General features: G+C 60.4%; 25 protein-coding genes and 1 pseudogene. 15 read left to right on the top strand and 11 right to left on the bottom strand.

Annotated elements, in window-relative coordinates; all coding sequences use genetic code 11:
• Position 1: 1 nt before the first annotated feature.
• Positions 2 to 421, bottom strand: coding sequence for a periplasmic Zn2+ metallochaperone PmcY (gene pmcY, locus LUU92_RS25260; protein ID WP_071489917.1), 420 nt, complete (start codon positions 419 to 421; stop codon positions 2 to 4).
• Between the two features lie 124 nt (positions 422 to 545).
• Here pmcY and hrpB point away from each other — a divergent pair, with 124 nt between their 5' ends.
• The gene (gene hrpB, locus LUU92_RS25255) at positions 546 to 3056 is read left to right on the top strand and encodes an ATP-dependent helicase HrpB (protein WP_257102807.1); all 2511 of its coding nucleotides are present in this window, start codon (positions 546 to 548) and stop codon (positions 3054 to 3056) included.
• A 122-nt stretch (positions 3057 to 3178) separates the two neighbouring features.
• Here the strand turns inward: hrpB and LUU92_RS25250 are convergent, their stop codons facing one another.
• Both LUU92_RS25250 and LUU92_RS25245 read right to left on the bottom strand, forming a co-directional pair.
• On the bottom strand, positions 3179 to 4267 hold the full coding sequence (locus LUU92_RS25250) for an endonuclease/exonuclease/phosphatase family protein (protein WP_257102806.1): 1089 nt from the start codon (positions 4265 to 4267) through the stop codon (positions 3179 to 3181).
• Between the two features lie 40 nt (positions 4268 to 4307).
• Positions 4308 to 4967, bottom strand: a complete 660-nt coding sequence (locus LUU92_RS25245) for a DUF7847 domain-containing protein (RefSeq protein ID WP_071490028.1) — start codon at positions 4965 to 4967, stop codon at positions 4308 to 4310.
• 175 nt (positions 4968 to 5142) lie between these two features.
• Between LUU92_RS25245 and LUU92_RS25240 the strand changes: the two genes are divergently transcribed.
• From LUU92_RS25240 to LUU92_RS25230, 3 genes are all read left to right on the top strand, one after another.
• Complete coding sequence (locus LUU92_RS25240; protein ID WP_068932002.1) at positions 5143 to 5880, top strand: DUF2076 domain-containing protein; 738 nt, start codon at positions 5143 to 5145, stop codon at positions 5878 to 5880.
• A gap of 118 nt (positions 5881 to 5998) precedes the next feature.
• Positions 5999 to 6475: a LabA-like NYN domain-containing protein gene (locus LUU92_RS25235; protein ID WP_025858209.1), complete on the top strand. Its 477-nt coding sequence runs from the start codon at positions 5999 to 6001 to the stop codon at positions 6473 to 6475.
• Positions 6476 to 6500: 25 nt separating this feature from the next.
• On the top strand, positions 6501 to 7112 hold the full coding sequence (locus LUU92_RS25230) for a 3'-5' exonuclease (RefSeq protein ID WP_092248204.1): 612 nt from the start codon (positions 6501 to 6503) through the stop codon (positions 7110 to 7112).
• Between the two features lie 151 nt (positions 7113 to 7263).
• On the opposite strand, the pseudogene LUU92_RS25225 reads toward LUU92_RS25230, so the two are convergent.
• Positions 7264 to 7353: pseudogene (locus tag LUU92_RS25225) on the bottom strand (DUF3077 domain-containing protein); the annotation flags it as partial.
• Positions 7354 to 7728: 375 nt separating this feature from the next.
• Here LUU92_RS25225 and LUU92_RS25220 point away from each other — a divergent pair.
• Positions 7729 to 9111 carry an AAA family ATPase gene (locus tag LUU92_RS25220; RefSeq protein WP_222540474.1) on the top strand — a complete coding sequence of 461 codons (1383 nt, stop codon included), beginning with the start codon at positions 7729 to 7731 and terminating at the stop codon, positions 9109 to 9111.
• Between the two features lie 18 nt (positions 9112 to 9129).
• Positions 9130 to 9771 (top strand): hypothetical protein, encoded by a 642-nt coding sequence (locus LUU92_RS25215; RefSeq protein ID WP_222540473.1) that lies wholly within the window; start codon positions 9130 to 9132, stop codon positions 9769 to 9771.
• Between the two features lie 52 nt (positions 9772 to 9823).
• Here LUU92_RS25215 and LUU92_RS25210 read toward each other — a convergent pair whose 3' ends face one another.
• Positions 9824 to 10276, bottom strand: coding sequence for an Lrp/AsnC family transcriptional regulator (locus LUU92_RS25210; protein WP_222540472.1), 453 nt, complete (start codon positions 10274 to 10276; stop codon positions 9824 to 9826).
• Positions 10277 to 10436: 160 nt separating this feature from the next.
• Here LUU92_RS25210 and yedA point away from each other — a divergent pair, with 160 nt between their 5' ends.
• The 3 genes from yedA to LUU92_RS25195 all read left to right on the top strand — a co-directional run bounded on the left by yedA (position 10437) and on the right by LUU92_RS25195 (position 14041).
• On the top strand, positions 10437 to 11333 hold the full coding sequence (yedA, locus tag LUU92_RS25205) for a drug/metabolite exporter YedA (protein WP_092248213.1): 897 nt from the start codon (positions 10437 to 10439) through the stop codon (positions 11331 to 11333).
• Positions 11334 to 11381: 48 nt separating this feature from the next.
• Positions 11382 to 12716, top strand: coding sequence for an RNA helicase RhlE1 (gene rhlE1 / locus LUU92_RS25200; RefSeq protein ID WP_071489925.1), 1335 nt, complete (start codon positions 11382 to 11384; stop codon positions 12714 to 12716).
• Between the two features lie 176 nt (positions 12717 to 12892).
• A complete protein-coding gene (locus LUU92_RS25195) occupies positions 12893 to 14041 on the top strand; it encodes an integrase core domain-containing protein (RefSeq protein WP_371322026.1) in 1149 nt (382 codons plus the stop codon).
• A 76-nt stretch (positions 14042 to 14117) separates the two neighbouring features.
• Here LUU92_RS25195 and LUU92_RS25190 read toward each other — a convergent pair whose 3' ends face one another.
• Together LUU92_RS25190 and LUU92_RS25185 are read right to left on the bottom strand one after the other, a co-directional pair.
• Positions 14118 to 15344 (bottom strand): TIGR03862 family flavoprotein, encoded by a 1227-nt coding sequence (locus tag LUU92_RS25190; RefSeq protein ID WP_257102804.1) that lies wholly within the window; start codon positions 15342 to 15344, stop codon positions 14118 to 14120.
• Between the two features lie 166 nt (positions 15345 to 15510).
• A complete protein-coding gene (locus tag LUU92_RS25185; RefSeq protein WP_071489927.1) occupies positions 15511 to 16431 on the bottom strand; it encodes a histone deacetylase family protein in 921 nt (306 codons plus the stop codon).
• A 75-nt stretch (positions 16432 to 16506) separates the two neighbouring features.
• On the opposite strand from LUU92_RS25185, the gene LUU92_RS25180 reads away from it, so the two are divergent.
• From LUU92_RS25180 to LUU92_RS25170, 3 genes are read left to right on the top strand one after another with little or no spacing between them, the layout of a single operon-like run.
• Positions 16507 to 17076 carry a GNAT family N-acetyltransferase gene (locus tag LUU92_RS25180; RefSeq protein WP_071489928.1) on the top strand — a complete coding sequence of 190 codons (570 nt, stop codon included), beginning with the start codon at positions 16507 to 16509 and terminating at the stop codon, positions 17074 to 17076.
• Positions 17077 to 17114: 38 nt separating this feature from the next.
• The gene (gene tesB / locus LUU92_RS25175) at positions 17115 to 17984 is read left to right on the top strand and encodes an acyl-CoA thioesterase II (RefSeq protein ID WP_025858197.1); all 870 of its coding nucleotides are present in this window, start codon (positions 17115 to 17117) and stop codon (positions 17982 to 17984) included.
• A complete protein-coding gene (locus LUU92_RS25170; RefSeq protein WP_257102803.1) occupies positions 17981 to 18580 on the top strand; it encodes an HAD family hydrolase in 600 nt (199 codons plus the stop codon). The genes tesB and LUU92_RS25170 overlap by 4 nt, the downstream gene beginning before the upstream one ends.
• 95 nt (positions 18581 to 18675) lie before the next feature.
• Here the strand turns inward: LUU92_RS25170 and LUU92_RS25165 are convergent, their stop codons facing one another.
• Genes LUU92_RS25165 through LUU92_RS25155 form a run of 3 tightly spaced genes read right to left on the bottom strand, consistent with a single transcriptional unit; the run spans position 18676 to position 21008 of the window.
• Positions 18676 to 19650, bottom strand: a complete 975-nt coding sequence (locus tag LUU92_RS25165) for an alpha/beta hydrolase (protein ID WP_222540469.1) — start codon at positions 19648 to 19650, stop codon at positions 18676 to 18678.
• Positions 19651 to 20538 (bottom strand): KPN_02809 family neutral zinc metallopeptidase, encoded by an 888-nt coding sequence (gene ypfJ / locus LUU92_RS25160; RefSeq protein WP_071489931.1) that lies wholly within the window; start codon positions 20536 to 20538, stop codon positions 19651 to 19653.
• Between the two features lie 53 nt (positions 20539 to 20591).
• On the bottom strand, positions 20592 to 21008 hold the full coding sequence (locus tag LUU92_RS25155; protein ID WP_071489932.1) for a membrane lipoprotein lipid attachment site-containing protein: 417 nt from the start codon (positions 21006 to 21008) through the stop codon (positions 20592 to 20594).
• 184 nt (positions 21009 to 21192) lie between these two features.
• Here LUU92_RS25155 and LUU92_RS25150 point away from each other — a divergent pair, with 184 nt between their 5' ends.
• Entirely contained in the window at positions 21193 to 22071 is an 879-nt protein-coding gene (locus LUU92_RS25150) for a DMT family transporter (RefSeq protein WP_071489933.1), read from the top strand.
• Positions 22072 to 22084: 13 nt separating this feature from the next.
• Here the strand turns inward: LUU92_RS25150 and LUU92_RS25145 are convergent, their stop codons facing one another.
• On the bottom strand, positions 22085 to 23419 hold the full coding sequence (locus tag LUU92_RS25145) for an MFS transporter (protein WP_092248230.1): 1335 nt from the start codon (positions 23417 to 23419) through the stop codon (positions 22085 to 22087).
• Between the two features lie 219 nt (positions 23420 to 23638).
• On the opposite strand from LUU92_RS25145, the gene quiC reads away from it, so the two are divergent.
• Positions 23639 to 25540, top strand: coding sequence for a 3-dehydroshikimate dehydratase QuiC (gene quiC / locus LUU92_RS25140; protein ID WP_257102802.1), 1902 nt, complete (start codon positions 23639 to 23641; stop codon positions 25538 to 25540).
• Positions 25541 to 25617: 77 nt separating this feature from the next.
• Positions 25618 to 26259 carry a TetR/AcrR family transcriptional regulator gene (locus LUU92_RS25135; RefSeq protein ID WP_033897904.1) on the top strand — a complete coding sequence of 214 codons (642 nt, stop codon included), beginning with the start codon at positions 25618 to 25620 and terminating at the stop codon, positions 26257 to 26259.
• Positions 26260 to 26268 lie beyond the last annotated feature (9 nt).

Genomic DNA, 26268 nt, shown 5'->3' with positions numbered 1-26268 from the left:
CTTATGCGGCGGGTTGCAGGCCCAGGGACGCGAGTTGCTGCACACTCCCTTTGAACTGGATCATGCGCGGGTCGTCCAGCGGCAGGCTGCGGCCGGTTTCCTTCTGGATGATGCTTTGCAGCTTGGCATTGTCGACCTTGCCGTCGGCGCCAATGGCGTCGTGGAGTTTGGCCGGGTCGACCTGGGCAGTCTTGCCCGGTTCGAAATAGATGGCGCCGGTGGCGAAGTCCACGCCGAACGCGATCAGGCCGGGGATCACATAGAACAGCAGGCCCACGGCGTCGAGCACGGCAATGGTCGGGTCGATCTTGCCGTCGATCTGGCCACGGCGGTCGGGGTAGAAAATCGACCCGCAGGCGGTGAGTTGGCTCAGCAGGGTGACGGCGAGGACACCGCCGATGACACGGGAAGCGATACGCATGGGGACTCTCCTGAACACGGTGGATACGCGACTATATAGCAACGGCCTTACAGCAATGGCCTTGAGACCATCGTCGGCATTCGGCAGTTCGCCGTTATACTCGCCGCTCTGCTTTGGAGCCAGTATGAATTCGTTGCCGATCGATGAAGTTTTACCCGCGCTGCGTGACGCCTTGGCGAATCGCCATGAAGCCGTGTTGGAAGCACCGCCCGGCGCCGGTAAAACCACCCGTGTGCCTTTGGCGTTGTTGAACGAGCCCTGGCTGGCCGGGCAGACCATTCTCATGCTCGAACCCCGCCGCCTGGCCGCCCGTGCCGCGGCCGAGCGCCTGGCCAGCGAGCTGGGTGAAAAGGTCGGCGAAACGGTCGGCTATCGCATCCGCCTGGACAGCAAAGTCGGCCCTGACACCCGTATCGAAGTGGTCACCGAAGGCATCCTCACCCGCCGTCTGCAGGACGACCCGGCGCTGGACGGTGTGGGCCTGTTGATCTTCGACGAGTTCCACGAGCGCAGCCTCGACGCCGACCTGGCGCTGGCCCTGAGCCTCAACGGCCGCGAACTGTTTCGCGATGAGCAACCGCTGAAGATCCTGCTGATGTCCGCCACTCTGGAAGGCGAGCGTCTGGCCAGCCTGCTGGATGACGCGCCGATCCTGCGCAGTGAAGGCCGCATGTTCCCGGTGCAGATGCGCTGGGGCCGCCCTTATCAGCCCGGTGAATTCATCGAACCGCGGGTGGTGCAAACCATCCTCGAAGCCCTGCACGACGAAACCGGCAGCGTGCTGGTCTTCCTGCCAGGGCAGGCAGAAATTCGTCGGGTCCACCAGCAACTGGTCGACGTCCTCGGCGGGCGCCCCGATGTGCTGTTGTGTCCGCTGCATGGCGAGTTGGACCTCAACGCTCAACGCGCCGCCATCGACCCGGCGCCCGCCGGTAAACGCAAAGTCGTGCTGGCGACCAACATTGCCGAGACCAGCCTCACCATTAACAGCGTGCGCGTGGTGATCGATGCCGGGCTGGCACGCGTACCGCGTTTCGACCCGGGCAGCGGCATGACTCGCCTCGACACCCAGCGCATCTCCCGCGCCAGCGCCACCCAGCGCGCCGGTCGGGCAGGGCGCCTTGAGCCGGGCGTGTGTTATCGCCTGTGGTCCGAAGACCAGCATGAAGGCCTGGCCGCCTACGGCAGTGCGGAAATCCTCGCCGCCGACCTGACCGGCCTGGCCCTGCAGCTGGCGCGCTGGGGCGTTACACCCAATCAATTGGTGTGGCTGGATGTGCCGCCGACCGCCGCGTATGCCCAGGCCCAGGATTTGCTGGTGCGCCTCGGTGCATTGAATGACGACGCACTCACCGCCCACGGCCAGAAAATGGCCGAACTGCCGGCCCACCCGCGTATCGCCCATCTGCTGTTGCGCGGGCAGGACCTGGGGCTGGCAAGCACCGCGTGCGATGTCGCCGCGCTGTTGGGCGAGCGCGATATCTTGCGCGGCGGCGGTGCGGACTTGCACAGTCGCCTGGCGCTGCTGTCCGGTGAAGAGCGCTCGCGCGGTACGCAAGGCGGCGTGCAACGGGCCAGGCAGTTGGCCCGGCAATACCGCGGCTATTTAAGAGCGCAGGCGACTCAAGCAGTGGCCGACCCCGATCATCCGCGCTGGCTCGGCGCCTTGCTGGCACTGGCCTACCCGGACCGTGTCGCCCAGCAACGTTGCCCAGGCGGTGCCGAGTACCGCCTGGCCAATGGACGCGCGGCGCTGTTCGCCGAGGCCGATAGCCTGATGAAACAACCCTGGCTGGTCATCGCCGACCTGGGCAGCCGCCAGGGCCAGCGTGAAGAGCGCATCTACCTGGCGGCGGATTTTGACCCGGCGCTGTTCGACACGGTGCTTGCCGAACAAGTGCGCAACGTCGATCAACTCGACTGGGATGAGCGCGAAGGCGTGCTGCGCGCCGAGCGCCAACGCAAAGTTGGTGAGTTAGTGCTCAGCCGCGAACCCCTCACCGGCCTCGATGAGTCCGCGCGCAGTCAGGCACTGGTCAACCTGGTGCGTCGCAAAGGCCTGGAACTGCTGCCGTGGACGCCGGAACTGCGCCAATGGCAGGCCCGCGTCATGCTGCTGCGCCACCTTGACGCCGGCAAAACCAGTGAATGGCCGGATATCAGCGACAGTGCCTTGCTCGCCAGCCTCGAACACTGGCTGATGCCCTACCTGGGCAAAGTGTCGCGCCTGAGTCATTTCGCCAACCTGGATATCTCCAGTTTCCTGCACAACCTGCTGCCGTGGCCGCTGCCCCAGCGTCTCGATGAACTGGCGCCGCAGCATGTGAAAGTGCCGTCGGGCTCGTCGGTGCGGCTGGACTACAGCGAACAGCCACCGATCCTCGCGGTGCGCTTGCAGGAGTTGTTCGGGCTGGCCGACACCCCGCGCATTGCCGGTGGGCGCCAGGTGGTGAAGCTGCACCTGCTGTCCCCAGCGCGACGGCCGGTGCAGGTCACCCAGGATCTGGCGAACTTCTGGCGCAGCACCTACGCCGAGGTGAAGAAGGATCTGAAGGGGCGCTACCCCAAGCATTACTGGCCGGATGATCCGTTGGTGGCCGAGGCAACGGCGCGGATCAAGCCCCGCAAGTCGTAACACCACAGGCTCCAAATGTGGGAGGGGGCTTGCCCCCGATAGCGGTCTGTCAGCTAGAGAGGTATTGGCTGGCACACTGTAATCGGGGGCAAGCCCCCTCCCACATGGGTTTGTGTTGTTGGTTATGGCGCGGGGGGTAGCAGGAACCGGGCGATCACCGGCAGGTGGTTGGAAATGCGCAAGGTATCTTCCTGCCGCACTTTCGCTTCGACCCGCTTGATCTGCGGGCTGTAGAACAGGTAATCCAGTGTTCGGTCCGGCCCTTCCACACTGGGGTCGTTGGGGAAGTGCGTCAGCCACTTCTCACGGTCGATGCCGCTGGATTGGCTGTTGCTCGGGACCATCGGGTATTTGTCCCACAGCAGATGCAGCTCGCTGTCCGGCGAATACTGCCCGCGCTTGCCGGCGTCCAGGCGCAGGAATTGGCCCAGGGGCAGCAGGTTGAAATCCCCGCCGATCAGCCAGGGCGTGCCGCGCCCTTCGAATTTATCCAGCAGCTTGACCGTGGTCTGTACTTGTTCCAATACCGCGCTGCGCCCTGGGGCGTCACCGTCCAGGCGTGTGTTGAGCACCGCCAGTTGGCCGCCGTCGCTCAGGGGCAGGTAAGTCAGCAGCAAGGCCGGCTTGGGCTGGAACTGGCGGCTGAGGATGTTGGCCTCGGACGCCGGCAATTGCAGGCGTTCGGCGTGTTCGATCTGATAGCGGCTGAGTGTCGCGAGCTTGCGGCCGACGCTGCCGAAGATATGCCAATCGGGCACGAAGTCGGCTTTCCAGTCGAAGGCCTGGGCGCTGCATGGGTACAGGTCGACCAGGCGTTCTTGCAGCAGGGCCAGTTGGTCCTGATAGTGGGAAGGCTTGGCGTTTTCGTCGAGCTCCTGCAAGAGCAGGATGTCGGGTTGTTCGTCGCGGATCACCCGCGCCACTTCGTCAAGGCTGGCGGCCATGTCTTCCACGGTAGGCCGATCATCCGGGCCGCTGCCATCGGCCGTGTCGTACCAGAACACGTAGTTCTTGCCGGCAAGGTATTGCACGTTCCAGGTCATGACCTTGAGCGCCTGCCCCGGCAGCAGCGTGGGCGCACGGGGCGCAACGCAACTCACCGGCAGGGTTTCCTTGGGCTCGGGACGCCAGGTCAGGCTGTAGACCATGGCTGCAAACAGCCCCGCGATGATCAGCAGGCTCAGCAAGGTGATGCGCAATAAACGGGTCATCGGCTCGGCTTATAGCGTTTCAGAAGTGGCACGGAGCATATCACCGCGCGTCGGCATCGCCACCGATCAGCATGAATAAACGGAACAGTACCACGCTGGTAAACAGCTGCAGGAAGCTGTGGGCGCTGTCCAGTAACAGGCCCAGCAGCGGCGCGGGCTCGGGGTAGGCCGCTACGCTGGCGCCCTTGAGCAGCCACAACGGCGTCATCACACACAGCAGGCACACCAGGATCCGCCAGAAATGCCCACGGCTCAGGCGGAAACTTTCCTTCATCGCCTCCAGCGCTGGCATGCCGCGCAGCACCAGCAGGTACTCGGCAAACGCCAGCACCACCATCAGCCACAGCCCCGGCAGGAAATACAGCGACAGCCCCAGCAGGATCAGCAGTGTGCTCATGGCCGTCAGCAGGGCAAAGCGCGGCCACAGGGTCAGGGCCATGGCCCAGACATCCTTGGTGCGCGGCGACTCGCCACGGGTGCGGGCATCCAGAAACAGGATCAAGGCCCCGGTGTACAGCGGGTACACCAGCAACCCCACCACCACGCTGTAGCCGGGGAATGCATCCTCGCCCACCACGTGATTCAGCACCTGTTGCAGCAGGGCTTCGAAAATCACCAACGGCAAGCACAACTGGACGATGGCGCCCAGGTTGCGTTGGGTGAAACGGAAGGAGTCGCGCAGCACGTCTAACGGATTCATCAAGTTCATCGCAGGCCTGAAAGCAAGGGCAACACTTTAACCGATCATCACCGGCGGTGAGCAAACGTAAACCTTGAGTAAAGACCATTGAAACAACTCGTAACACCCCCATAACTAGAGCGGCGCCTGATGACAGGCACACCACGATTTCTACCGGCAATCTAACGAGGTCGCCATGAACAGCGAAGAGCAAACCCTGATCGATGGACTGTTTTCACGGTTGCAACAAGCCGAAACGGACTCAGCCCCCCGCGACGCCCAGGCCGAAGCGCGGATCAAGGAGCACATGACGCGCCAACCGGCGGCCGGGTACTACATGACCCAGTCGATCCTGGTGCAGGAACATGCGCTCAAGAGCCTCGACGCGCAGAACAAGCAGCAGGCGCAGCAGATCCAGCAATTGCAGGATGAACTGCAGAGGGCCAAATCCGCGCAGCCTGCTCCGGCGAGCAGCGGCGGTTTCCTGTCGAGCATCTTTGGCGGCGGTGGTTCCCGTGATCAGCAGCCGGCTCAAAGTGCACCGCCTTCTTCTGGTGGCGGCTGGCGCGAACCGGCGCGGCCTGGGTTCAGCCAACCTGCCCCGCAGCAGAATTATCAACAGCCTGCTCCAGCCGCTCCGGTGGGCAGCGGCTTCCTTGGCGGCGCGATGAAAACCGCAGCCGGCGTGGCCGGTGGTGTATTGCTGGCCGAAGGCATCAGCAGCCTGTTCAACCACAATTCGCAACAGCCGCAAGTCGTGGAAGAAATCATTCGTGAGGAGCCAGCGCCTGCCAGTGACAACGGCAACTGGGGCAATGATGACCAGAAGTACGCCGGCAACGACAGCTGGGGCAGCAACAATTCGGACAGCTTTGCCGACAGCGATTATTCCGACGATTCTTCCTCCTTCGGCGACGACGATTCCTTCGTCTGACCTACCTTGGCCCGGGGCGCTGCGTCGCCCCGGTCTGATTTTTCCCGGCAACCCTCTCGCGGCTGGCATACTTGCACCCTTTCCGGGCCCTGGCGCCTGGCTGTCATGAGGAAGTGCGGTGAAGAAAATTGCAGTGTTCGCCGATGTGCAAAACCTCTACTACACCGTCCGCCAGGCCTATGGTTGCCACTTCAACTACGCCGCGCTGTGGGCTGACATCAGCGCGCGCGGGCAGATCGTCGAGGCGTACGCCTATGCCATCGACCGTGGCGACAGCAAGCAGCAGCAATTCCAGCAGATCCTGCGCAACCTGGGCTTCACGGTAAAACTCAAGCCCTACATCCAGCGCAGCGACGGCTCGGCCAAGGGCGACTGGGACGTGGGCATCACCCTCGACATCATGGACGCCGCCGACCACGTCGATGAAATTGTGCTGGCCTCCGGCGACGGTGATTTCGACATGCTGCTCGACCGGGTTATCCACAAGCATGGCGTCGAGGCCGTGGCCTATGGCGTACCGGGGCTGACGGCCAATTCATTGATACGCGCCGCCAGCCGCTACGTGCCGATCGAAGGCGCTTTGTTGCTTAAATAGATCTTCAGATGGAGTTGGAACAGGTTTGGAACGTATAGCGGTCATCGACTTTGAAACCACCGGCATCACCCCGAGCAGCCGTTGCCGTGCCACGGAAATCGCGGTGGTCATCCTTGAGCGTGGCCAGATCGTGGACCGCTACCAGAGCCTGATGAAAACCGGCGTGCACGTGCCGGCGTTCATCGAACAACTCACCGGCATCAGCAACGCCATGCTGCGCAGCGCGCCGCCGGCGGAGCGGGTGATGAACGAGGTCAATGAGTTCGTCGGGACTACGCCGCTGATGGCGCACAACGCTGCGTTCGACCAGAAGTTCTGGGATTACGAATTGGGCTTGATCCGCCGCACGCGTTTGCAGAAGTTTGCGTGTTCTCTGTTATTGGCGCGACGCCTGATGCCGTCGGCGCCAAACCATAAGCTCGGCACGTTGAACGCCTTCGCTCAACTGCCCCACACCGGCCAGGCTCACCGGGCGCTGGCGGATGCGGAGATGGCGGCCAACCTCACGGCGCACCTGGCTCAGGAGCTGCGCCGTACCCACGGCCTGCGCGAACTGTCCCACGACCTGCTGTGCACCTTGCAGAAAGTGCCGGCGGCGAAGATCAATGAACACTTGAAGAAACATCGCGGGTTCTGACCTCGCCACACGCTCCAGAACACTGGGCTCTGAATGTGAAACTCAACATGTGGGAGGGGGCTTGCCCCCGATAGCGGTCTGACAGCTACAGATGTATTGGCTGACACACTGCCATCGGGGCAAGCCCCCTCCCACATGGGTTCTGCGGTGTTTAGCGAGGCTGCACACAGGCCAATGCCCGATCCACTACACCCTTGGCCATCTCTACTAAATGCATCACGGCCCGCTGTTGCGCCTTCATCCGCCTGATAAAGCAGGCGTTGGATGGTAGGGCTTTTGCGCATTTTCCACTGATCGGACTTGCACGTCCGGTCACCGGATATTCGATGACATAGCGAGACTAGCCACATGGCTCAATGGAAACAAGGCTGTGGAATTCTCTAGGAAACTTCCCGCAAATGAAAGGGATCGGTCTTGCTGGTCATCCACAGCATCAGTGCTGTGTAATTAATCCTGCGGGTGAGTGAGAAAATCTCATACGCTGGTAGGGCCTTACACGTCATTCAGCCACGGGGCAGTATTAAGTGAAAAAGAAGCCAATCCATCTCTTGAGTCTGGCGATCACATCAAAGATACTCGGTATAAATTAGTCGCTGCTCGATTATAGAGAGCTATCATGCTTACCAAACTCGAAGCTCATGGTTTCAAAAATCTTTTAGATTTTTCTGTGTCACTTGGTCCATTTAACTGTATTGCTGGTCTGAATGGCGTAGGAAAATCAAATATATTTGATGCTATTAAGTTCCTCTCGCTGTTAAGTGACAAGTCTATCGTAGAGGCGGCATTGGCAGTTCGGGATTCCGAATCTACTGATCCGCTAGATATTTTTTGGACAAATGGTGAGTATCGAGTCGAAAGTTTAAAGTTGGCTGTGGAGATGATTGTTCCGCTGGATATAGTTGATGATTTTGGCCGTAAGGCTCAAGCAACTTCAACATTTTTGCGTTATGAGGTCGAAATTGCTAGGGATCCTCTAGAGGAGAAGTCTGGCTCCTTGGGGTTGTATCTTTCGCGTGAAACGCTTGTGCATATAAATAAGGGGGAGGCTACCAAGTCTTTGCATTTTCCGCTAAGTGTTTCACAGTTTCGTGATAATGTTGTTTTGAATAAAAGAAAAGGTGCAGGTTTCATTTCTACTCAAAAGGTAGATGATGGGATTGTGGAGATTCACCTTCATCAGGATGGTGGGAGTAGTGGCCAACCTCAGAAAATTCCCGCTAGGTACATTCCTAAAACGGTTGTCGCGAACACGAATAGTGCTGTTTGGCCAACGATTTTGGCAGCTAGAAGAGAAATGCAATCTTGGAGATTCCTTTCTCTAGAGCCGACAGCGATGCGACGTTCAAACAAAATGCACGAAGACGCAAGTGTCGGTGCTGATGGCGGTCGTTTGGCTGCCGCATTACATAAGTTATATCGTAAAGACGAGAATGTCTATTCGCGTATAGCGAGTAGACTTTCTGAAATTGTTCCTACATCTGATGTGCGAGTCGATGTAGATCAAGTTAGGCAATTGCTCACTGTTGAGGTCAAAGAGCGCTCTGGTGCGTTTTTACCAGCAAGAGCTCTTTCCGACGGAACTCTTAGATTCATGGCTCTATGTATTATGGCCGAGGATCCGGATTTCAAAGGACTTCTTTGTTTCGAAGAGCCCGAGAATGGTATCCATCCTGCAAAAATGGGAGCGATGTTAGCGTTGCTTAAGGAACTGGCTGTTGATACCAGCTATCCAGTAGGGGAAGATAATCCAATGAGGCAAATATTGATTGCTACTCACTCCCCAGTTTTAGTGAAGCTAGAGTCTCCAGATGATTTGATATATGCAGATGTCGTAAAGGTTTTGGGGCCGGATGGAACGCCGGCGTCTACGATTCGCTGTAAAAGCTTGCGCGAAAGCTGGCGTTTTAAATCTGGTTCTGAATGCATTGATAAAGGATCGATTATTGCTTATCTGGCTCTGCCGCCGGATAGTCAAATCTCTATGGAATTTGAAGAGTAAATCCTGGGGTTTTTGCATATGAAGATAAGGTTCGTTCTCACTGGGGAAGGCTCTTCGGATTTGAGGCTGGTAGAGCATATACAAACAATACTAATCGAAGAGGGGTTTTCAGAGGTCAGTGGTGAGGTTCCTGATTTGGGTATGTTTAGGCCCGCTATAGGACGCTCCGTTCGTGATAAGTTGGTGGCGCTGGCGAAATATTATCCTCATGCAGACGTAATATTTGTGCATCGTGATGCTGATAACGTCGGCGTGGCAGTTAGAGAACTTGAAGTTTCTCAAGCGAGCGTAGGTGTGTTGGAATTGGAGAGAGTTATATCGGTGGTTCCAGTTACCATGCTAGAAACTTGGCTGCTCGCAGACGTGAACGCAATAAAACGTGTGGCGGGAAACGCGTCTTACCGTGGAGCCATCGGCTGTATTCCGTCCGTTCGGAGACTTGAAGATGCACGTGATACAAAGCAGATATTGATGGATGCCCTCTGTGAGGCGAGTGGAACTCAAGGTGCGAGGTTGAGCAAGTTCAAAAAAAGATTTTCCGAGATGCGGGCTCGTCTGACAGTAGATCTGGATCCTGCCGGTCCGGTTCGAGACCTGCCCTCCTATCAGCTGTTTCGAGAGAAAGTCAGTAGCTATGCAAGAAATAAACTTGATGCTTAGTGAAAACTGGTTGTTGAGGTGAGTTTAAGGGGGGCGCATGCCCCCACTTGACTTACTTAGTACTCCCCTCCAACTGCCCCAACGGCACCCGTCGCTCTATCGCACTCGACAAAATAATCGAGGTCTTGCTGAACCCGAACTTCGCCACGCGGTTGATCAAGCTCTCCAACTCCGGCATCGACCCCACCGCCGCCTGCATGATCACGCACGGGTCGCCGGTCACCCGATGGCATTCTGTCAGCTCGGGAATTTCCGCCAGCGCGTCGTACACCTTCTGACTGCCATGATTGGTCAACCGCAGTTCAATCACGCACTGGATCGGCAACCCCACCTTGGATAAATCCACCTTGGCCTGATACCCGGTGATCACCCCGCTGGCCTCCAATTTGGCCACGCGTTCGGCGACGGCAGGGGCGGAGAGGTTTACCGTGCGGGCCAGTTGCGCGTAGGACGCGCGGCCGTCTTCGAGCAGGGCGCTGAGGAGCATGCGGTCGTATTTGTCCATGATAAGGCTCCGGTTGCACGTGACTTTCGAAAGCACGGTTTATAGCCTTCACAACCGTGCTTTGAAAAGTGTATTGGCGTTTTAAACAGGTTTTGTAACTTATGTTTAACGACCTGTCTTTTTAGAATAAGCCTCCCATCTCCTGCCATAGAGCTGCCCAATGCCTGGCCCACGTCGCTTTCCCTTACCGTTGATCGCCGCTTTTTTTGCGCTGTATGTGATTTGGGGGTCCACCTATCTGGTGATTCGCATCGGCGTTGAGTACTGGCCGCCGTTGTTGCTGGCGGGGATTCGGTTTTGCACGGCGGGGGCGTTGATGTATGGCTTCCTGCGCTGGCGTGGGGTGCCGGCGCCGACGTGGCCGCAGTGGAAAGCAGCCGGGATGATTGGTCTTTTGCTGCTCACCGTGGGCAACGGCGGTGTCAGCGTGGCGGAACACATGGGGGTGTCGTCCGGCGTGGCGGCGCTGGCCGTGGCGACGGTGCCGTTGTTCACCTTGCTGTGTGGATATTTCTGGGGCGCGCGCAACACTCGCTTGGAGTGGGCGGGGGTGATTCTGGGGATCATCGGCATCGCCATGCTCAATATGGGCAGCACGTTGCAGTCGAGCCCGATGGGTGCTGTGTTGCTGTTGGTGGCGGCGGCTTCCTGGGCGTTTGGTTCGGTGTGGAGCCGGCAATTGCCGTTGCCCCAGGGCGCGATGGCCAGTGCTGCGGAGATGCTGGTCGCCGGTGTGGCGCTGTTGTTCGTCAGCGCGCTATCCGGTGAACGCCTGCAGGCCGCGCCGCCGCTGGAAGGCTGGTTGGCCCTGGCCTATCTGACGGTATTCGGCTCGATCATCGCCTTCAATGCCTACATGTACCTGCTCAAGCACGTACGCCCGGCGGCGGCGACCAGCTATGCCTACGTCAACCCGGCGGTGGCGGTATTGCTGGGGATTGTGTTCGTGGGCGAGACCATCGGCCTGGAAGAAGCCCTGGCCATGCTGGTGATCATTAGCGCCGTCCTGCTGATCAGCCTGCCCCAGTGGCGCAAGCCCAAGCCGGAAATAAGGTAAACTGCGGCGCATTGCGACCTTGCGCTGAATTTTTCCTACGGTAAACACATGACTTTCGCCACCCTTGGCCTGATCGAACCCTTGCTGCGCGCCCTTGAGACGCTTGGCTACCAGACCCCGACGCCGGTGCAGGCGCAAGCCATTCCGGCAGTGCTGGCCGGTCGCGACCTGATGGCCGCGGCCCAGACCGGTACCGGCAAGACCGCCGGTTTCGCCCTGCCGCTCCTGCAACTGTTGACGATGGAAGGGCCGAAAGTCGCCGCCAACTCGGCGCGTGCGCTGATCCTGTGCCCGACCCGCGAGCTGGCCGAGCAGGTGCACGCCAGCGTCGCCGAGTACGCCCAACACCTGCCACTCACCACCTACGCGGTGTACGGCGGCGTGAGCATCAACCCGCAGATGATGAAGCTGCGCAAGGGCGTCGACATTCTGGTCGCCACGCCCGGTCGCCTGATCGACCTGTTCCGCCAGAACGCGCTGAAGCTCAACCAACTGCAAACCCTGGTGCTCGACGAAGCCGACCGCATGCTCGACCTGGGCTTCTCGGAAGAGCTGGCGAACATCTACCGCATGCTGCCGAAAAAGCGCCAGACCCTGCTGTTCTCCGCGACCTTCTCCGATGACATCCGCCTGCTGGCCGGGCAGATGCTCAACGACCCGCTGAGCATCGAAGTCAGCCCGCGCAATGTTGCTGCCAACACCGTGAAGCAGTGGATCGTGCCGGTGGACAAGAAGCGCAAGCCGGAGCTGTTTGTGCACCTGATGCGCAAAGGCCGCTGGAAGCAGGTGCTGGTGTTCGCCAAGACCCGTAACGGCGTGGATGCGCTGGTGGATAAGTTGCAGGGCCTGGGCATCAATGCCGACGGCATCCATGGCGACAAGCCTCAAGCGACCCGCCAACGTGCGCTGGACCGTTTCAAATCCAGTGAAGTGCAGATCCTGGTAGCCACTGATGTGGCTGCCCGTGGCCTGGACATCGAAGACTTGCCGCTGGTGGTCAACTTCGACTTGCCGATCGTGGCTGAAGACTACATCCACCGAATCGGCCGTACCGGGCGTGCGGGCAATACCGGTGAGGCGATTTCCCTGGTGTGTGCCGATGAAGTGAACATGCTGTCGGCCATCGAGATGCTCACGCGTCAGACCCTGACCCGCAAGATGGAGCCGGACTTCGAACCGGAGCACCGCGTGCCGGACACCGACGCCAGCGGGCAGGTGGTGAAGAAGCCGAAGAAACCGAAGAAGCCTAAAACGTCCGGTGGTGGCGGTAAGCGCAACCTGGGCAAGTGGGTGGACAGCGGTGAAGTGACGCCGGCGGAGCCTTCGATCAAGCCGGTGCGCAAGGTGCCCGTTTTTAATACCGGGCCACGCAAGAAGAAGTAAGTTCTTCAGCGCGGCTGATGGCCTCATCGGGGGCAAGCCCCCTCCCACACTTTGATTTGTGAATACAGTCAAATGTGGGAGGGGGCTTGCCCCGGTACAAACCGGGGACATCGTTTACATTTCTAACCGGGGACATGGTTTACAGGTTAATACGCATGATCAGGAGGTAACTGATCATGCCCTGGAACCAAGAGTCCCCCATGAACCAACGAATCAAGCTGGTTGCTGACTGGCTTTCGGGTAACTTCACGAAAAGCCAGCTGGCCCGCCGCTTCGGTGTCAGTCGACCTACCGTAGACAAATGGATTTCTCGGCATAACGGCGATTTGAAGTCGTTAGCCGAGGTTTCTCGGCGACCTCATAACAGCCCCAACAAGACCGACGATAAGATCCTGGCTCGCGTAGTGGCCATGAAGGAAGCCCACGATAAATGGGGGCCAAAGAAGCTCATTGAGCTATTGCGAATTGAAGATCCCTCTATCGATTGGCCGTCTCCCAGTACAGCCGGCCAATGGCTTGACCGACTTGGGCTGGTCAGCAAACGGCGGTTCAAGCGTCGGCACGGTACCTCCCATATTGAAATGCGAGAGGCCAATGACCCCAACAAAACCTGGTGCGTGGACTACAAAGGGCAATTCAAGATGCTCAACGCCCAGCTTTGCTTCCCGCTGACGGTTACAGACCATGCATCCCGTTTGATTCTGGCGTGCAGGGCTCATCCTAAAATCATGACCCAGCCTGTAAAACAAACCTTTGAGCGGCTTTTTCAGGATTACGGCATGCCGGAAGTCATTCGCTCTGACAACGGAGTCCCTTTCGCCTCTCCTGGCCTGGCGAGGATATCCACACTGGCCGTTTGGTGGATCCGTTTAGGTATCTATCCCGAGCGAACCATGCCGGGAAGACCTGCCCAGAATGGTCGACACGAACGAATGCATCGCAGCCTGAAACTTGAGCTACCGCTAGGGAGCAACTTGGTGGAGCAGCAGCTTTTGCTGGAGCATTTCCGGCATGAGTTCAATTACGTACGCCCTCATGAAGCGCTTGGTATGAAACGTCCGGGAGATGTGTACGTGCCATCTACCCGACTGTACCCAGGGTGCTTGCCCGATGTGGAGTATCCGGCAGAAATGCGGGTGCGAAGCGTCAGGCAGGATGGATCGATCAAGTGGAACGGCAAGTTGGTATTTGTCAGCGAGGCCCTATCCGGAGAAAGGATAGGTCTTAAAGAAGCTGAGGATGATGTCTGGGATTTGTACCTGTGTGATTATCCCTTGGGGAGGCTTGGACGAGGTATGACCCGCGTCCAAGCCTCAAATGTGTAAACGATGTCCCCGGTTTCAGATGTAAACGATGTCTACGGTTCTACACCCCGATGGCGGCTTTGAATTCACCGCAATATCAGCGATTGAGCCACTCCAACATCCCCCGCCCAGCCGCCCGGCCGCTGGCAAAACATCCCGTCAGCAAATACCCCCCGGTCGGCGCCTCCCAATCCAGCATTTCCCCCGCACAAAACACTCCCGGCAACTGCTTGAGCATCAAGCGCTCATCCAGCGCCTCAAATGGCACGCCGCCTGCGGTGCTGATGGCCTCATCCATCGGCCGTGTCTTCACCAACGTCAATGGCAGCGCCTTGATCGCCACCGCCAACTTCGCCGGATCGTTGAAGTGCTCAGCCGGCGCCAACTCGCGCAGCAGTGCCGCTTTGACCCCCTCCAACCCCAACTGACTGTGCAGGTGTTTGCTCATCGAGCGCGAACCACGCGGCTTGGCCAGGGCAGCCAGGACCTTGTCCAGCGGCTTGCTCGGCAACAGGTCGATATGCACGGTGGCCGCACCGTCGCGGTTGATCGCTTCGCGAATCGGCGCTGACAGCGCGTAGATCAAGCTGCCTTCGATGCCGGTAGCGGTGATCACGCATTCGCCCAGCCGAGGCTTGTCGTCCCCCAGCCCGATGGCGACGTTTTTCAACGGCGCGCCAGCGAATTTGCTGACCATCAATTCGCTCCAGGCTGACACCTCGAAACCGCAGTTGCTCGGTTGCAGCACGGCGCAGGGCACGCCGCGATCCGCCAGCAACGGGAGCCACGCACCGTCCGAGCCCAGGCGCGACCAACTGCCGCCGCCCAGCGCCAGCAGCACGGCATCGCTGCGGACCGTTTTTTCGCCTTCGGGGCTGTGGATAAGTAAGTCGCCCTCGGCATTCCAGCCTACCCAACGATGCCGGGTGTGGATAACCACGCCCTGGTCGCGCAGACGCTTGAGCCAGGCGCGCAGCAGCGGGGCGGCTTTCATATCTGTAGGAAACACTCTGCCCGAGCTGCCGACAAAGGTCTCGATCCCCAAGCCATGAATCCACTCGCACAACGCCTCGGCCCCAAAACTACGCAGCAGTGGCGCCATGTGCGGCGCACGTTCGGCATAGCGCGACAGAAACGCCGGGTACGCCTCGGAGTGGGTGATGTTCATGCCGCCCACGCCGGCCAGCAGGAACTTGCGCCCCACGGACGGCATGCCGTCGTACAGGTCCACCCTTACGCCTGCCTGGCTCAGGACTTCGGCGGCCGTCAATCCGGCAGGGCCGCCGCCGATGATGATGACGTGTGGGGGAGGGGTATCGGGCATGGGCTGCGCTCGCATAAATTAGCCGAGCATTCTACCCGACGAGAGTGAAAACGCCTGATCAAAAAACGTACAGCTTCCTACAGGCCTTATGATTAGTAGCTCTCACACGCTTACACTCAAGTTATCCACAGGTGGTTCCACAGGCATTGTGGGTAACGCCCACAGTTCAGTGACAACCTGATGACGTCCATACCCGTTGCGCACTGTGGTGCAGAATGCCGTGGCGGCGGGCCAGGGCCGGGCGGTCCTTGCTGTAGCCGCCGCCGATCACGCCCATCACCGGGATGTCGCGGCCCAGGCAATGGCGCATCACGCTTTCGTCGCGGGCGGCGACGCCTTGGTCTGTCAGCTTGAGGTAACCGAGGGCGTCGTCCTTGTGCACATCGACGCCGGCGTCGTACAGCACCAGGTCCGGCTGGTAGAGCGGCAGCAGGTAGTTGAGCGCGTCGTCCACCACCTTGAGGTAATCGGCGTCGCCCATGCCCATCGGCAGAGGGATGTCCCAGTCACTCTGGGCCTTGCGCGCGGGGAAGTTCTTTTCGCAGTGCAGCGATACGGTGATGGCGTCCGGCGTGTCGTGGAGGATGCGTGCCGTGCCATCGCCCTGGTGCACGTCGCAATCGAAGATCAGCACGCGGTTGACCCGGCCGCTGGCCAGCAGGTAATGGCTGATCACCGCCAGGTCATTGAAGATGCAGAAGCCCGCCGGGTAATCGTAGTGGGCGTGGTGGGTGCCGCCGGCCAGGTGGCAGGCCAGGCCGTGTTCCAATGCTTGCTCCGCTGCCAGGATGGAGCCACCGACCGCGCGCACGGTGCGCCGGGCCAGGGCTTCGTTCCAGGGCAGGCCGAGGCGACGTTGGTCCTCGCGGGACAACTCGCCGCCCATGTAGCGTTCGATATACCCAGCGTCATGGGCCAGGGCCAGAATCTCTGGCGGGCACAGCTGCGGGCGCAGCAGTTGGCTGTCCTCGGTCAGTCCGGTGGACACCAGGTGGTCGCGCAGCAGGCGGAACTTGTCCATGGGGAACCGGTGGTCCGCCGGGAACTCGGGGCTGTAGTCATCGTGGTAGATCAATGGCAGAGGCATGGGATTTTCTGACGGGAACCTGCGAGGCATCTTACCCGCGTTGTACACTCACGCACATGGCAAGGGAGGGGACCCATGGAGCCGATACTCGAATTGGAAAGCGCACGCCTTTTGTTGCGTCAATGGCGCGACAGCGACCTGCCGGACTTTGCGCGCATGTGCGCCGACCCGCAGGTGATGCGTTATTTCCCGGCCACACTGAGCCACCTGGAAAGCGCCGCGTTGATCGGCCGGATTCGCGGCCACTTCGCCGAATACGGCTTTGGCCTGTGGGCGTTGCAACGCAAGGACACGGGGGAATTCATCGGTCTCACCGGGTTGCTGAATGTCAGCTTCGATGCCGACTTTACCCCGGCGGTGGAAATCGGCTGGCGCCTGGCTCGCGAACACTGGGGCCTGGGCTATGCCAGCGAGGCCGCCTGGACCGCATTGCGCTGTGGTTTTGATCGTCTGAACCTGGACGAGATTGTCGCCTTCACCACCGAATCCAATCTGCCATCACAAAAAGTCATGCAGGCCATCGGTATGCATTACGATCCCCAGGCAGATTTTGAACACCCCAAGGTCGCAGCCGATGACCCGCTGCGCCATCATGTTTTGTACCGCATCACCCGCGCCCAATGGTTGGACACGCTGCACGGATAGGCAGCCCGGAATGCCCGATAGATTTTAGGAGTTGCTCTATGAGCCAAGTATTGGAAGATCTGGTGGACCTGCTGACCCTGGAGCCGATCGAGGAAAACCTCTTTCGCGGCCGCAGCCAGGACCTGGGTTTTCGCCAACTGTTCGGCGGCCAGGTGCTCGGCCAGTCGCTGTCGGCGGCCAGCCAGACCGTAGAAGAAGCGCGGCACGTGCATTCCCTGCACGGTTATTTCCTGCGCCCTGGCGACGCGAAGTTGCCGGTGGTGTACTCGGTGGACCGCGTGCGCGACGGCGGCAGTTTCAGCACGCGCCGGGTGACGGCGATCCAGAAGGGCCACCCGATCTTCACCTGCACCACCTCGTTCCAGTACGACGAACAAGGCTTCGATCACCAGACCACCATGCCCGTGGTGGTCGGCCCGGAAAACCTGCCGTCGGAGCTGGAACTGACCCAGCAACGCGCGCACCTGATCCCCGAGCACATGCGCGACAAGCTGCTGTGCCCCAAGCCGATCGAAGTGCGCCCGGTCACCGAGAAAGACCCGTTCAACCCGCAACCGTCCGACCCGGTCAAGTACGTGTGGTTCCGCGCCGACGGCGCCCTGGCCGATGCACCGGCGCTGCACAAATACCTGCTGGCCTACGCCTCGGACTTCGGCCTGCTGACCACTTCGCTGCTGCCCCACGGCAAGACCGTGTGGCAGAAAGACATGCAGGTCGCCAGCCTCGATCACGCGCTGTGGTTCCACGCCGACCTGCGTGCCGATGACTGGTTGCTCTACGCCATGGACAGCCCGTGGGCCGGCAATTCCCGGGGGTTCTCCCGAGGCAGCGTGTACAACCGCGCCGGGCAACTGGTGGCCTCGGTCACCCAGGAAGGCCTGATTCGCCATCGCAAGGATTGGGCATGAGCCTGACAGAGGTTAAACATTGGGTGTTCGACATGGACGGCACCCTGACGGTGGCCGTGCATGATTTCGCGGCCATTCGCGTGGCCCTGGAGATTCCACCCGAAGACGACATCCTCACGCACCTGGCGGCGTTGCCGAAGGAGGTTGCGGCGGCCAAGCATGCCTGGTTGCTGGAGCACGAGCGTGAGCTGGCGTTGGAGTCGGTGGCCGCCGAAGGCGCGGTAGAACTGGTGCGCGAACTGGCCGGGCGTGGCTATCGCCTGGGCATCCTGACGCGCAATGCGCGGGAGCTGGCGCATATCACCCTGGACGCGATTGGCCTGGCGGACTGTTTTGCCATGGAGGACGTGCTGGGGCGTGACGATGCGCAACCGAAGCCGGATCCGGACGGCCTGCTGAAACTCGCGGCGGCGTGGGATGTGTCGCCAAGCGAGATGGTGATGGTCGGTGATTACCGCTTTGACCTGGACTGCGGCCGGGCGGCGGGGACGCGAACGGTGTTGGTGAATCTGCCGGAGAACCCGTGGCCGGAGTTGGCGGATTGGCATGCATCGGACTGCGCGGTGCTGCACCAGATGATCCAGCCCAAACAATAGAGATCAACTGTGGGAGGGGGCTTGCCCCCGATAGCGGTGTATAAATCAGCACATGTGTAGTTGGCAGACCGCAATCGGGGGCCCCCTCCCACAGGTTATGGCGTGAACAGTACTTTCTGGCCCTCGGGCGACGTAAACATCCCGTCTCCGTCATGCCCCACCCCCGGCACTTCCACCAACTTATGACTCAGCTGCGGATGCCGCTGCTTGAGGTAGTCAAAGTAGTTGTGCCCACGAATCAGGCGGTACGCGCCCTGGGTCTCGGCGGCGCAGCTTTTGTCCAGCGCGGGGTGGTTCGGGTCGGTGTCCTGCTGGCCCAGCAGGTAGGTGATATTGCGTGACACGTAAGCCTGCTCGAGCTGTTGGGCGCTCTGGCCCTTGGCGTAGTCGGGCAGGTCTTGCAGGCCGTACTTCCAGTCGTTGAAGCCTGGGCAACGGGCGGTATCGAACTTCACCGGGCGTTGGGGGGTGAAGTAAGCGTAGGACGAAGGGTTGGCCACCACGTAACGCAGGCTGATGCCTTCGGTTTGCAGCAGCGGATGGTCGTGCCCGGTGAGGGCGAAGCGCTGCACCACCTGGCCGCCACCGGAGTGGCCGGCCACGACGATTTCCTTCAGCGCCGGGAACAGCGTGCGGTTGCCCAGGTGCTTGATGATCTGGTCGAGGGCGCCGTAGGAACTGATGTGTCCCGGACCGGTGGAGGGCTCGCCGGCCATCCAGTCATTGCCGTTCCAGCGCAGTACCTGATTGTCCAGGTGGTTGCGCTTGACGTCGGACGCATTCAGAAACTGCGGCGCAATCACCAGTGTGTTGGCGCTCTGGCCTGCGTGCTCGGCGGCGTCTTCGGCGCTTTGCAGGTAGGTTTGCGCATTGCGCAGGCGGCCGTGCACGATGATCAATGCGCGGGTGACCTGGGGCAGTGGCTGGCGCCAATCCTGGCTCAAACCGAGGCTGAGATCGCCGGCCTCCAGGTGGAAACGATGGGGGCTGACGTCCTTGACGCCGTGTTCGGCGGCCCAGGTTGAACACGTGACTAACAAGCCCAGCAGCAATCCCAAGCGTTTATTCATTCAAAGACTCTTGGCGGTAAACGTGTCGCATTGAGTGATCTGGCCCTGGGCGAAGCCGGTCTTGAACCAGCGAACCCGCTGTGCCGAGGTGCCGTGGGTAAACGAGTCCGGCACAACACGCCCCTGACCCTGTTGCTGCAAGCGGTCATCGCCAATGGCGTTGGCCGCGTTCAGTGCTTCTTCGATATCGCCGGGTTCCAGCCAGTTGAGGCGCTTTTGCGCACGGTTGGCCCACACCCCGGCGAAGCAGTCGGCCTGTAGTTCCTGGCGCACCAGCAGGCCGCCATCACCTTGCATCTGCCGACCCTGCTGGCGTGCGGCCTGGATTTTCGACGAGATGCCCAGCAAGGTCTGCACGTGGTGCCCGACTTCGTGGGCGATCACGTAGGCCTGGGCGAAATCACCGGCGGCCTGGAAGCGCTGCGACATTTCCCGGAAGAAATCCAGGTCCAGGTACACCTGCTGGTCAGCCGGGCAATAGAATGGGCCGCTGGCCGAGGTGGCACCCCCGCAGGCGGAATTGACCCGGCCACGGAACAGAATCAGTTTCGGATTCTTGTAGGCCAGGCCGTTTTCCTGGAACACCTGGCCCCAGGTGTCTTCGGTATCGCCCAGCACGGCGCGGACAAAGTCTGCTTGCTCGTCGTTGGCCGGCGGCGCCTGACGTGTCTGCGTACTCACCGAGGGTGCCTGCTCCATCTGGCCGGTCAGTTGGCCGAGGATCTGCAACGGGTCCTGGCCGGTCAACCAGCCGATGCCGACAATCAGCACGATGGCCGTGAGGCTCAGGCCCTTGCCGCCCCCAAAGCGCATACCGCCCCCACCACCGCCGCTGTCATCGCGGGCGTCGACCACGTTGTCGCTGCGTCGGCCTTTTTTCCATAGCATGGGGCAATCCTCTCGGTGAACGGTCCTACATTAATTGGGGAAGAGTATGGCCGTTAATCGCGGCAATAGCCTTCGCCGGTATCGACAATCAGGCAATCCTTTTTATCCGCCAACCATTTCAAACCGGTGGCTTCGCCGTCGCCGGCGCTCAATTGCTGGGGGCCGTCCGGGCGGGTAAAGGCGATGCCGTCTTCGTTGGCTTCACCTTTGAAGGTGCCGGAGTCGTCGTCATCAAGGCCATATTTCATGGTCAGAATGTAGTGACCACGGCCAATACTGTCGTCCTTGGCGATGGTCAGGTAGAGGCCTTCTACGCCGATCCACTTGCCGAGCCATTTGTCGGTGGGCGGCGTTGCCGGCACCAGGGTGGCCTGCACGGACGCCGGTGCCGGCTTGGGGGCTGGCTGCTCTTGCTGGTTGCACGCGGTGAGCAGGGCAAGGGCAGACAGGACAAAGAGGATTTTTTTCATAGCAGCAAGGCCTTGATTAAAAAGTGTGCAACACGGCGGTCAACGTGCAGCGTTGGACTCGAATCCCGTGATTTAGTGCGCTGTTCGCACGGTGTTTGGTTATGCTCTAGGGGCAGACGCAGGCCCGGCTGCTAGATTACCGGGTTGAGTGCCACGCGTTCAGCTCGCCACGCAAGAGAATTCCATGACTGTCAGCACCCCCCTTTCCGGCGTCAACCACCCCTTCAAAGGCATTTTGCTGATTGTACTGGCGACGTTCCTGTTCTCCAGCCATGACGCCTTGTCCAAATACCTGGCCGGGTTCTACCCGATCGTGATGGTGGTGTGGGCGCGTTACCTGGTGCACACCCTGTTGATGGCCGGCATCTTCCTGCCGCAATCGGGCTTGCGCGTGCTGCGCAGCAAACGGCCGGGTATGCAGGTGGTGCGGGCGCTGTGCCTGTTGGGCACCAGCCTGTTTTTCACCTCGGCGCTGCACTTCATCCCCCTGGCGGAAGCCACGGCGGTGAACTTCCTTGCACCGATCCTGGTAACGGCGCTCTCGGTGCCGCTGCTCGGCGAACATGTGACACGTGGCCAGTGGCTGGCGGTGATCTGCGGGTTTGTCGGGGTGCTGGTCATCATCCACCCGGGCGGCGAACTGTTCACCCCGGCGGTCTTGTTGCCCCTGTGTTCGGCGCTGTTCTTCTGCTTCTACCAACTGCTCACGCGCATTCTCAGCCAATACGACACGCCCACCACCAGCAACTTCTTCGCCGGCCTGTGCAATACCTTGGTGATGAGTGCGATGGTGCCGTTCTTCTGGCAAGTGCCGACGCTGTGGCACGGCGTGTTGATGCTGGCCCTGGGCACCTGCGGGATGACCGCGCACTTGATGCTGACCCAGGCGTTCCGCTTCGCGGCACCGGCCTTGCTGGCGCCGTTTGGCTATTGCCAGATCGTGTTTGCGGGGTTGTTGGGCTGGCTGGTGTTCAACCACACCCCGGACCTGACCACGGTGGTCGGTATCGGGGTGATCTGCATGAGCGGGCTGGCCGCTGCCTGGCAGCAGCGGCGCCGGTAGCTGAGACGGTAGATCAAACGTCCACGGTAGGGATCTTGCGCGGTGCCATGAAGTACATCCAGGTCAGCGCAATGAAGTACATCGCCGGGATCAGGGTGAACAACACGGTGTAGTTGTTGTTCGTGACCGTGAGGATGTGGCCGACGATCTGGGTCATGAACATGCCGCCGATGGCCGCGCACATGCCACCAAAACCGAACACCGTGCTCATCATGTGCTTGGGTGTGTAGTCCATCACCAGGCTCCAGATGTTGGCGGTCCAGGCCTGGTGTGCGCCAATCGCCAGGGAGATGGCAAACACCGCGACCCACAGCTGGCTGGAACCGGCGGCCATGATCACGCCGACGATGCAGCAGGCAAACAGCAGCATCGACAGCAGCCGCGCCTTGATCGAGTTCATGCCTCGGCCGATCAGGAACGACGACAGAATCCCACCCCCCACGCTGCCGAAGTCGGCGGTCAGGTAGATGATGATCAGCGGGATACCCATCTGGGTCACGTTGATGCCCAGGTTGTATTGCTGGTTCAGGAACGGCGGCAGCCAGTACAGGTAGAACCAGAACACCGGCGCGGTCATCGAGTAGGCGAGGGCGAAGGCCCAGGTGCCACGCATGCGCAGGATGCGGCTGAAGGGCACGCGGGGTTGTTCCGGTTCGACTTCCTGTTGCACGTAGTCCAGTTCGGATTGTTTGACGGTGGGGTGGTCTTCCGGGTTGAAGTACTTCAAGCCCCAGAACAGCAGCCAGATTCCGCCGAGCGCCGACATGCACAGGAACGCCGCCTGCCAGCCCCACACGTGCAGGATCAACGGCAGCAGCATCGGCGTCATCATCGCACCCACGTTGGTGCCGGCGTTGAAGATACCGGTGGCCACTGCCCGTTCACCAGCCGGGAACCACAGGCGCGTGGTCTTGACGCAGGCCGGGTAGTTGGCGGCTTCGGTCAGCCCGAGAATGAAACGACAGACCATGAAGCCCACCGCCGAGGTGGCCAGGCCATGGGCGCCGGTGGCCAGGCTCCACAATAGGACCGCGCAGAAGAACACGCGTTTCACACCGACCCGGTCGATCAAGCGGCCCTGCAGCACAAAGCCGATGGCATAGCCGACCTGGAACCAGAAGTTGATGTTGGCGTAGTCCATCGCCGTCCAGCTCATCTCCTTGGCGAGGATAGGCTGCATCACGCCCAATGCGGCGCGGTCGATGTAGTTGAGGGTGGTGGCGAAGAACACCAGGGCCAACATGCCCCAGCGCGTTTTACCCACGGCCAGGGCGCCGCGGATCTTGTCGCCGATGCCGGCGTGCGGTGTGCCCGGGCGGTCGGCCAGGACGGAGTTTTGCAAAGGCATGAGGTCGTACCCGTTTTTTGAAATTTTTATGGTGTGTTCTGGGTCTTGTTACTGAATCGATGGTGCGCAGCGGCTAAAAAATCGTCAATTCGCCAAAACGGCTTTGTGTTCGATAATCGCACCAAAAACTAACCGGTTCGTACATTTTAATTGCTGTGAACAGTTTAGCGGCCAATAATTTGCCGTAAACAAGACGCGCCTAAATGCCGGGAGTCGCCCATGCAACGCTCCATTGCCACCGTTTCCTTGAGCGGAACCCTGCCGGAGAAACTCGAAGCCATCGCGGCCGCCGGGTTCGACGGCGTAGAAATCTTCGAAAACGATCTGTTGTATTACGATGGCAGCCCCCGGGAAGTCAGGCAAATGTGTGCCGACCTTGGCATTGCCATCACCTTGTTCCAGCCGTTTCGCGATTTTGAAGGCTGCCGTCGAGACCGCCTTGCACGCAACCTGGAACGCGCCGAGCGCAAATTCGACTTGATGCAGGAACTGGGCACCGACCTGGTGCTGGTGTGCAGCAATGCCTCCGCCGATTGCGTGGGCGACGAGCGCATTCTGCTCGATGACCTCGGCCTGCTCGCCGAACACGCCGGCCGTCGTGGCTTGCGCATTGGCTATGAAGCGCTGGCCTGGGGCAAGCATGTAAATACCTGGCAACAGGTGTGGAACCTGGTGCGTCAGGTCGATCACCCGAGCCTTGGTGTATTGCTCGACAGCTTTCATACCCTGTCCCTCAAGGGCGACCCGAGCGCCATCGCCGAGATCCCCGGCGACAAGATCTTCTTCGTACAAATGGCCGACGCGCCGATCCTGGCCATGGACGTGCTGGAGTGGAGTCGGCACTTCCGCTGCTTCCCCGGCCAAGGCGAATTCGACCTGGCTGGGTTCCTCGGGCCGATCATCAAGAGCGGCTACACCGGGCCGCTGTCCCTGGAAATTTTCAACGACGGCTTCCGCGCCGCGCCCACCCGTGCGAACGCGGCGGATGGCCTGCGCTCCCTGCTGTACCTCGAAGAGAAAACCCGCGAACGCCTGAAACAGGAAGCGCCGGCGCAACCGGTCGAGATTCTGTTTGATACCCCGCCTGCCAGCGAATACGACGGCATCGAGTTCCTTGAATTTGCCGTGGACGAGAGCCTTGGCGCCAAGCTCACCCACTGGCTGGAACGCCTGGGGTTCGTCAAGGCCGGGCAGCATCGCTCCAAGAGCGTGAGCCTGTTGCGCCAGGGCGATATCAACCTGATCCTCAACTGCGAACCCTATTCGTTTGCCCACAACTTTTTCGAGGCCCATGGGCCGTCGCTGTGTGCCACCGCGATTCGGGTCAAGGACAGCGCCAAGGCCCTGGAACGGGCGGTGGCGTACAAAGGCCAGCCGTATCGCGGCCTGGTCGGGCCGAATGAGCTGGAGCTGGCGGCGGTACGTGCGCCGGATGGCAGCCTGATTTACCTGGTGGATCAGAGTGAAGGCGGGCTGTACGACACCGACTTCAACCTGCAGCCCGGCGTGTCATCCAGCGGCGGCTTGCTGCGTATCGACCATATGGCCATGGCCCTGCCAGCCGACAGCCTCGACAGCTGGGTGCTGTTCTACAAGAGCCTGCTGGATTTCGAAGCCGATGACGAAGTGGTACTGCCCGACCCTTACGGCCTGGTGAAAAGCCGCGCGCTGCGCAGCCGTTGCAGCTCGATCCGTCTGCCGCTGAACATCTCCGAGAACCGCAACACGGCGATTTCCCACGCGCTGTCGAGCTATCGCGGCTCGGGTGTGCACCATATTGCCTTCGACTGCGCGGATATCTTTGCCGAAGTGCGCCGCGCCAAGGAGGCCGGTGTGCCGCTGCTGGATATCCCGCTCAACTACTACGACGACCTGGCGGCGCGTTTCGATTTCGACGATGAGTTCCTCAGTGAGCTGGCGTACTACAACGTGCTGTACGACCGCGATGCCCAGGGCGGCGAGTTGTTTCACGTCTACACCGAACCCTTCGAAGGGCGGTTTTTCTTCGAGATCATCCAGCGCAAGAATGGTTATGCTGGCTACGGCGCAGCCAACGTGGCGGTGCGCCTGGCCGCCATGGCCAAATCGCGCAGCGGTGCGGTGCGCCAGGCGCGTTTATAACGGCGGTGCGGTGCTTTCTTTCGGGGAGCGTCGCGGCCCATAATCACGGCCTGCATAACACTGGCCGTGAGCGCACCATGACCACCGAGGCACCTCGCAAGAGTCGTAAGAACAATCCGGAAAAGACCCGCGAAAACATACTCCAGGAAGCCATCGTCGAGTTTGTCCAGCAGGGCCTTTCCGGCGCTCGCGTGGACGCGATCGCCGAGCGTATCCACACCTCCAAGCGCATGATCTATTACTACTTCGGCAGCAAGGAGCAGTTGTACGTCGAGGTGCTGGAGAAACTCTACGGCGACATCCGCAACACCGAGACCCGCATGAACCTCACGGCCCTGGAGCCGCGTGAAGCGATCCGGCGGCTGGTGGAGTTCACCTTTGATCACCATGACCAGAATGTGGATTTTGTGCGCATTGTCAGCATCGAAAATATCCACAATGCCGAGTACGTGAAGCGTACAGACACCATCAAGGCGATGAACAGCAAGATCCTTGAAGGGTTGGGGGAGACCTTGCGCCGTGGCGCCGAGCTGGGCTTGTTCCGGGAAGGGCTGGAACCGTTGGACGTGCACCTGCTGATCAACTCGTTCAGCTTTTACCGGGTGTCCAACCGCCATACCTTCAGTGAGATTTTTCAGATCGACCTGTCGGATGAGGCGGTTAAACAGCGGCATCGGGACATGATTTGTGATTCGGTGATGCGTTACCTCCAGGCCTGAAGTCTCAGG

Origin of the sequence: Pseudomonas extremorientalis, from assembly GCF_024584605.1 — a bacterium.
Taxonomy (GTDB): domain Bacteria; phylum Pseudomonadota; class Gammaproteobacteria; order Pseudomonadales; family Pseudomonadaceae; genus Aquipseudomonas; species Aquipseudomonas extremorientalis.
Note: the sequence above shows the minus strand (reverse complement) of the source record. Positions and strands in the feature narration are given on the sequence as shown.

Bases quoted from the DNA above. Each gene is read 5' to 3' on its own strand.
- pmcY (WP_071489917.1), bottom strand. From the start codon at position 421: ATGCGTATCGCTTCCCGTGTCATCGGCGGTGTCCTCGCCGTCACCCTG.
- hrpB (WP_257102807.1), top strand. From the start codon at position 546: ATGAATTCGTTGCCGATCGATGAAGTTTTACCCGCGCTGCGTGACGCC.
- LUU92_RS25250 (WP_257102806.1), bottom strand. From the start codon at position 4,267: ATGACCCGTTTATTGCGCATCACCTTGCTGAGCCTGCTGATCATCGCG.
- LUU92_RS25245 (WP_071490028.1), bottom strand. From the start codon at position 4,967: ATGAATCCGTTAGACGTGCTGCGCGACTCCTTCCGTTTCACCCAACGC.
- LUU92_RS25240 (WP_068932002.1), top strand. From the start codon at position 5,143: ATGAACAGCGAAGAGCAAACCCTGATCGATGGACTGTTTTCACGGTTG.
- LUU92_RS25220 (WP_222540474.1), top strand. From the start codon at position 7,729: ATGCTTACCAAACTCGAAGCTCATGGTTTCAAAAATCTTTTAGATTTT.
- LUU92_RS25215 (WP_222540473.1), top strand. From the start codon at position 9,130: ATGAAGATAAGGTTCGTTCTCACTGGGGAAGGCTCTTCGGATTTGAGG.
- LUU92_RS25210 (WP_222540472.1), bottom strand. From the start codon at position 10,276: ATGGACAAATACGACCGCATGCTCCTCAGCGCCCTGCTCGAAGACGGC.
- yedA (WP_092248213.1), top strand. From the start codon at position 10,437: ATGCCTGGCCCACGTCGCTTTCCCTTACCGTTGATCGCCGCTTTTTTT.
- rhlE1 (WP_071489925.1), top strand. From the start codon at position 11,382: ATGACTTTCGCCACCCTTGGCCTGATCGAACCCTTGCTGCGCGCCCTT.
- LUU92_RS25195 (WP_371322026.1), top strand. From the start codon at position 12,893: ATGCCCTGGAACCAAGAGTCCCCCATGAACCAACGAATCAAGCTGGTT.
- LUU92_RS25190 (WP_257102804.1), bottom strand. From the start codon at position 15,344: ATGCCCGATACCCCTCCCCCACACGTCATCATCATCGGCGGCGGCCCT.
- LUU92_RS25185 (WP_071489927.1), bottom strand. From the start codon at position 16,431: ATGCCTCTGCCATTGATCTACCACGATGACTACAGCCCCGAGTTCCCG.
- LUU92_RS25180 (WP_071489928.1), top strand. From the start codon at position 16,507: ATGGAGCCGATACTCGAATTGGAAAGCGCACGCCTTTTGTTGCGTCAA.
- tesB (WP_025858197.1), top strand. From the start codon at position 17,115: ATGAGCCAAGTATTGGAAGATCTGGTGGACCTGCTGACCCTGGAGCCG.
- LUU92_RS25170 (WP_257102803.1), top strand. From the start codon at position 17,981: ATGAGCCTGACAGAGGTTAAACATTGGGTGTTCGACATGGACGGCACC.
- LUU92_RS25165 (WP_222540469.1), bottom strand. From the start codon at position 19,650: ATGAATAAACGCTTGGGATTGCTGCTGGGCTTGTTAGTCACGTGTTCA.
- ypfJ (WP_071489931.1), bottom strand. From the start codon at position 20,538: ATGCTATGGAAAAAAGGCCGACGCAGCGACAACGTGGTCGACGCCCGC.
- LUU92_RS25155 (WP_071489932.1), bottom strand. From the start codon at position 21,008: ATGAAAAAAATCCTCTTTGTCCTGTCTGCCCTTGCCCTGCTCACCGCG.
- LUU92_RS25150 (WP_071489933.1), top strand. From the start codon at position 21,193: ATGACTGTCAGCACCCCCCTTTCCGGCGTCAACCACCCCTTCAAAGGC.
- LUU92_RS25145 (WP_092248230.1), bottom strand. From the start codon at position 23,419: ATGCCTTTGCAAAACTCCGTCCTGGCCGACCGCCCGGGCACACCGCAC.
- quiC (WP_257102802.1), top strand. From the start codon at position 23,639: ATGCAACGCTCCATTGCCACCGTTTCCTTGAGCGGAACCCTGCCGGAG.
- LUU92_RS25135 (WP_033897904.1), top strand. From the start codon at position 25,618: ATGACCACCGAGGCACCTCGCAAGAGTCGTAAGAACAATCCGGAAAAG.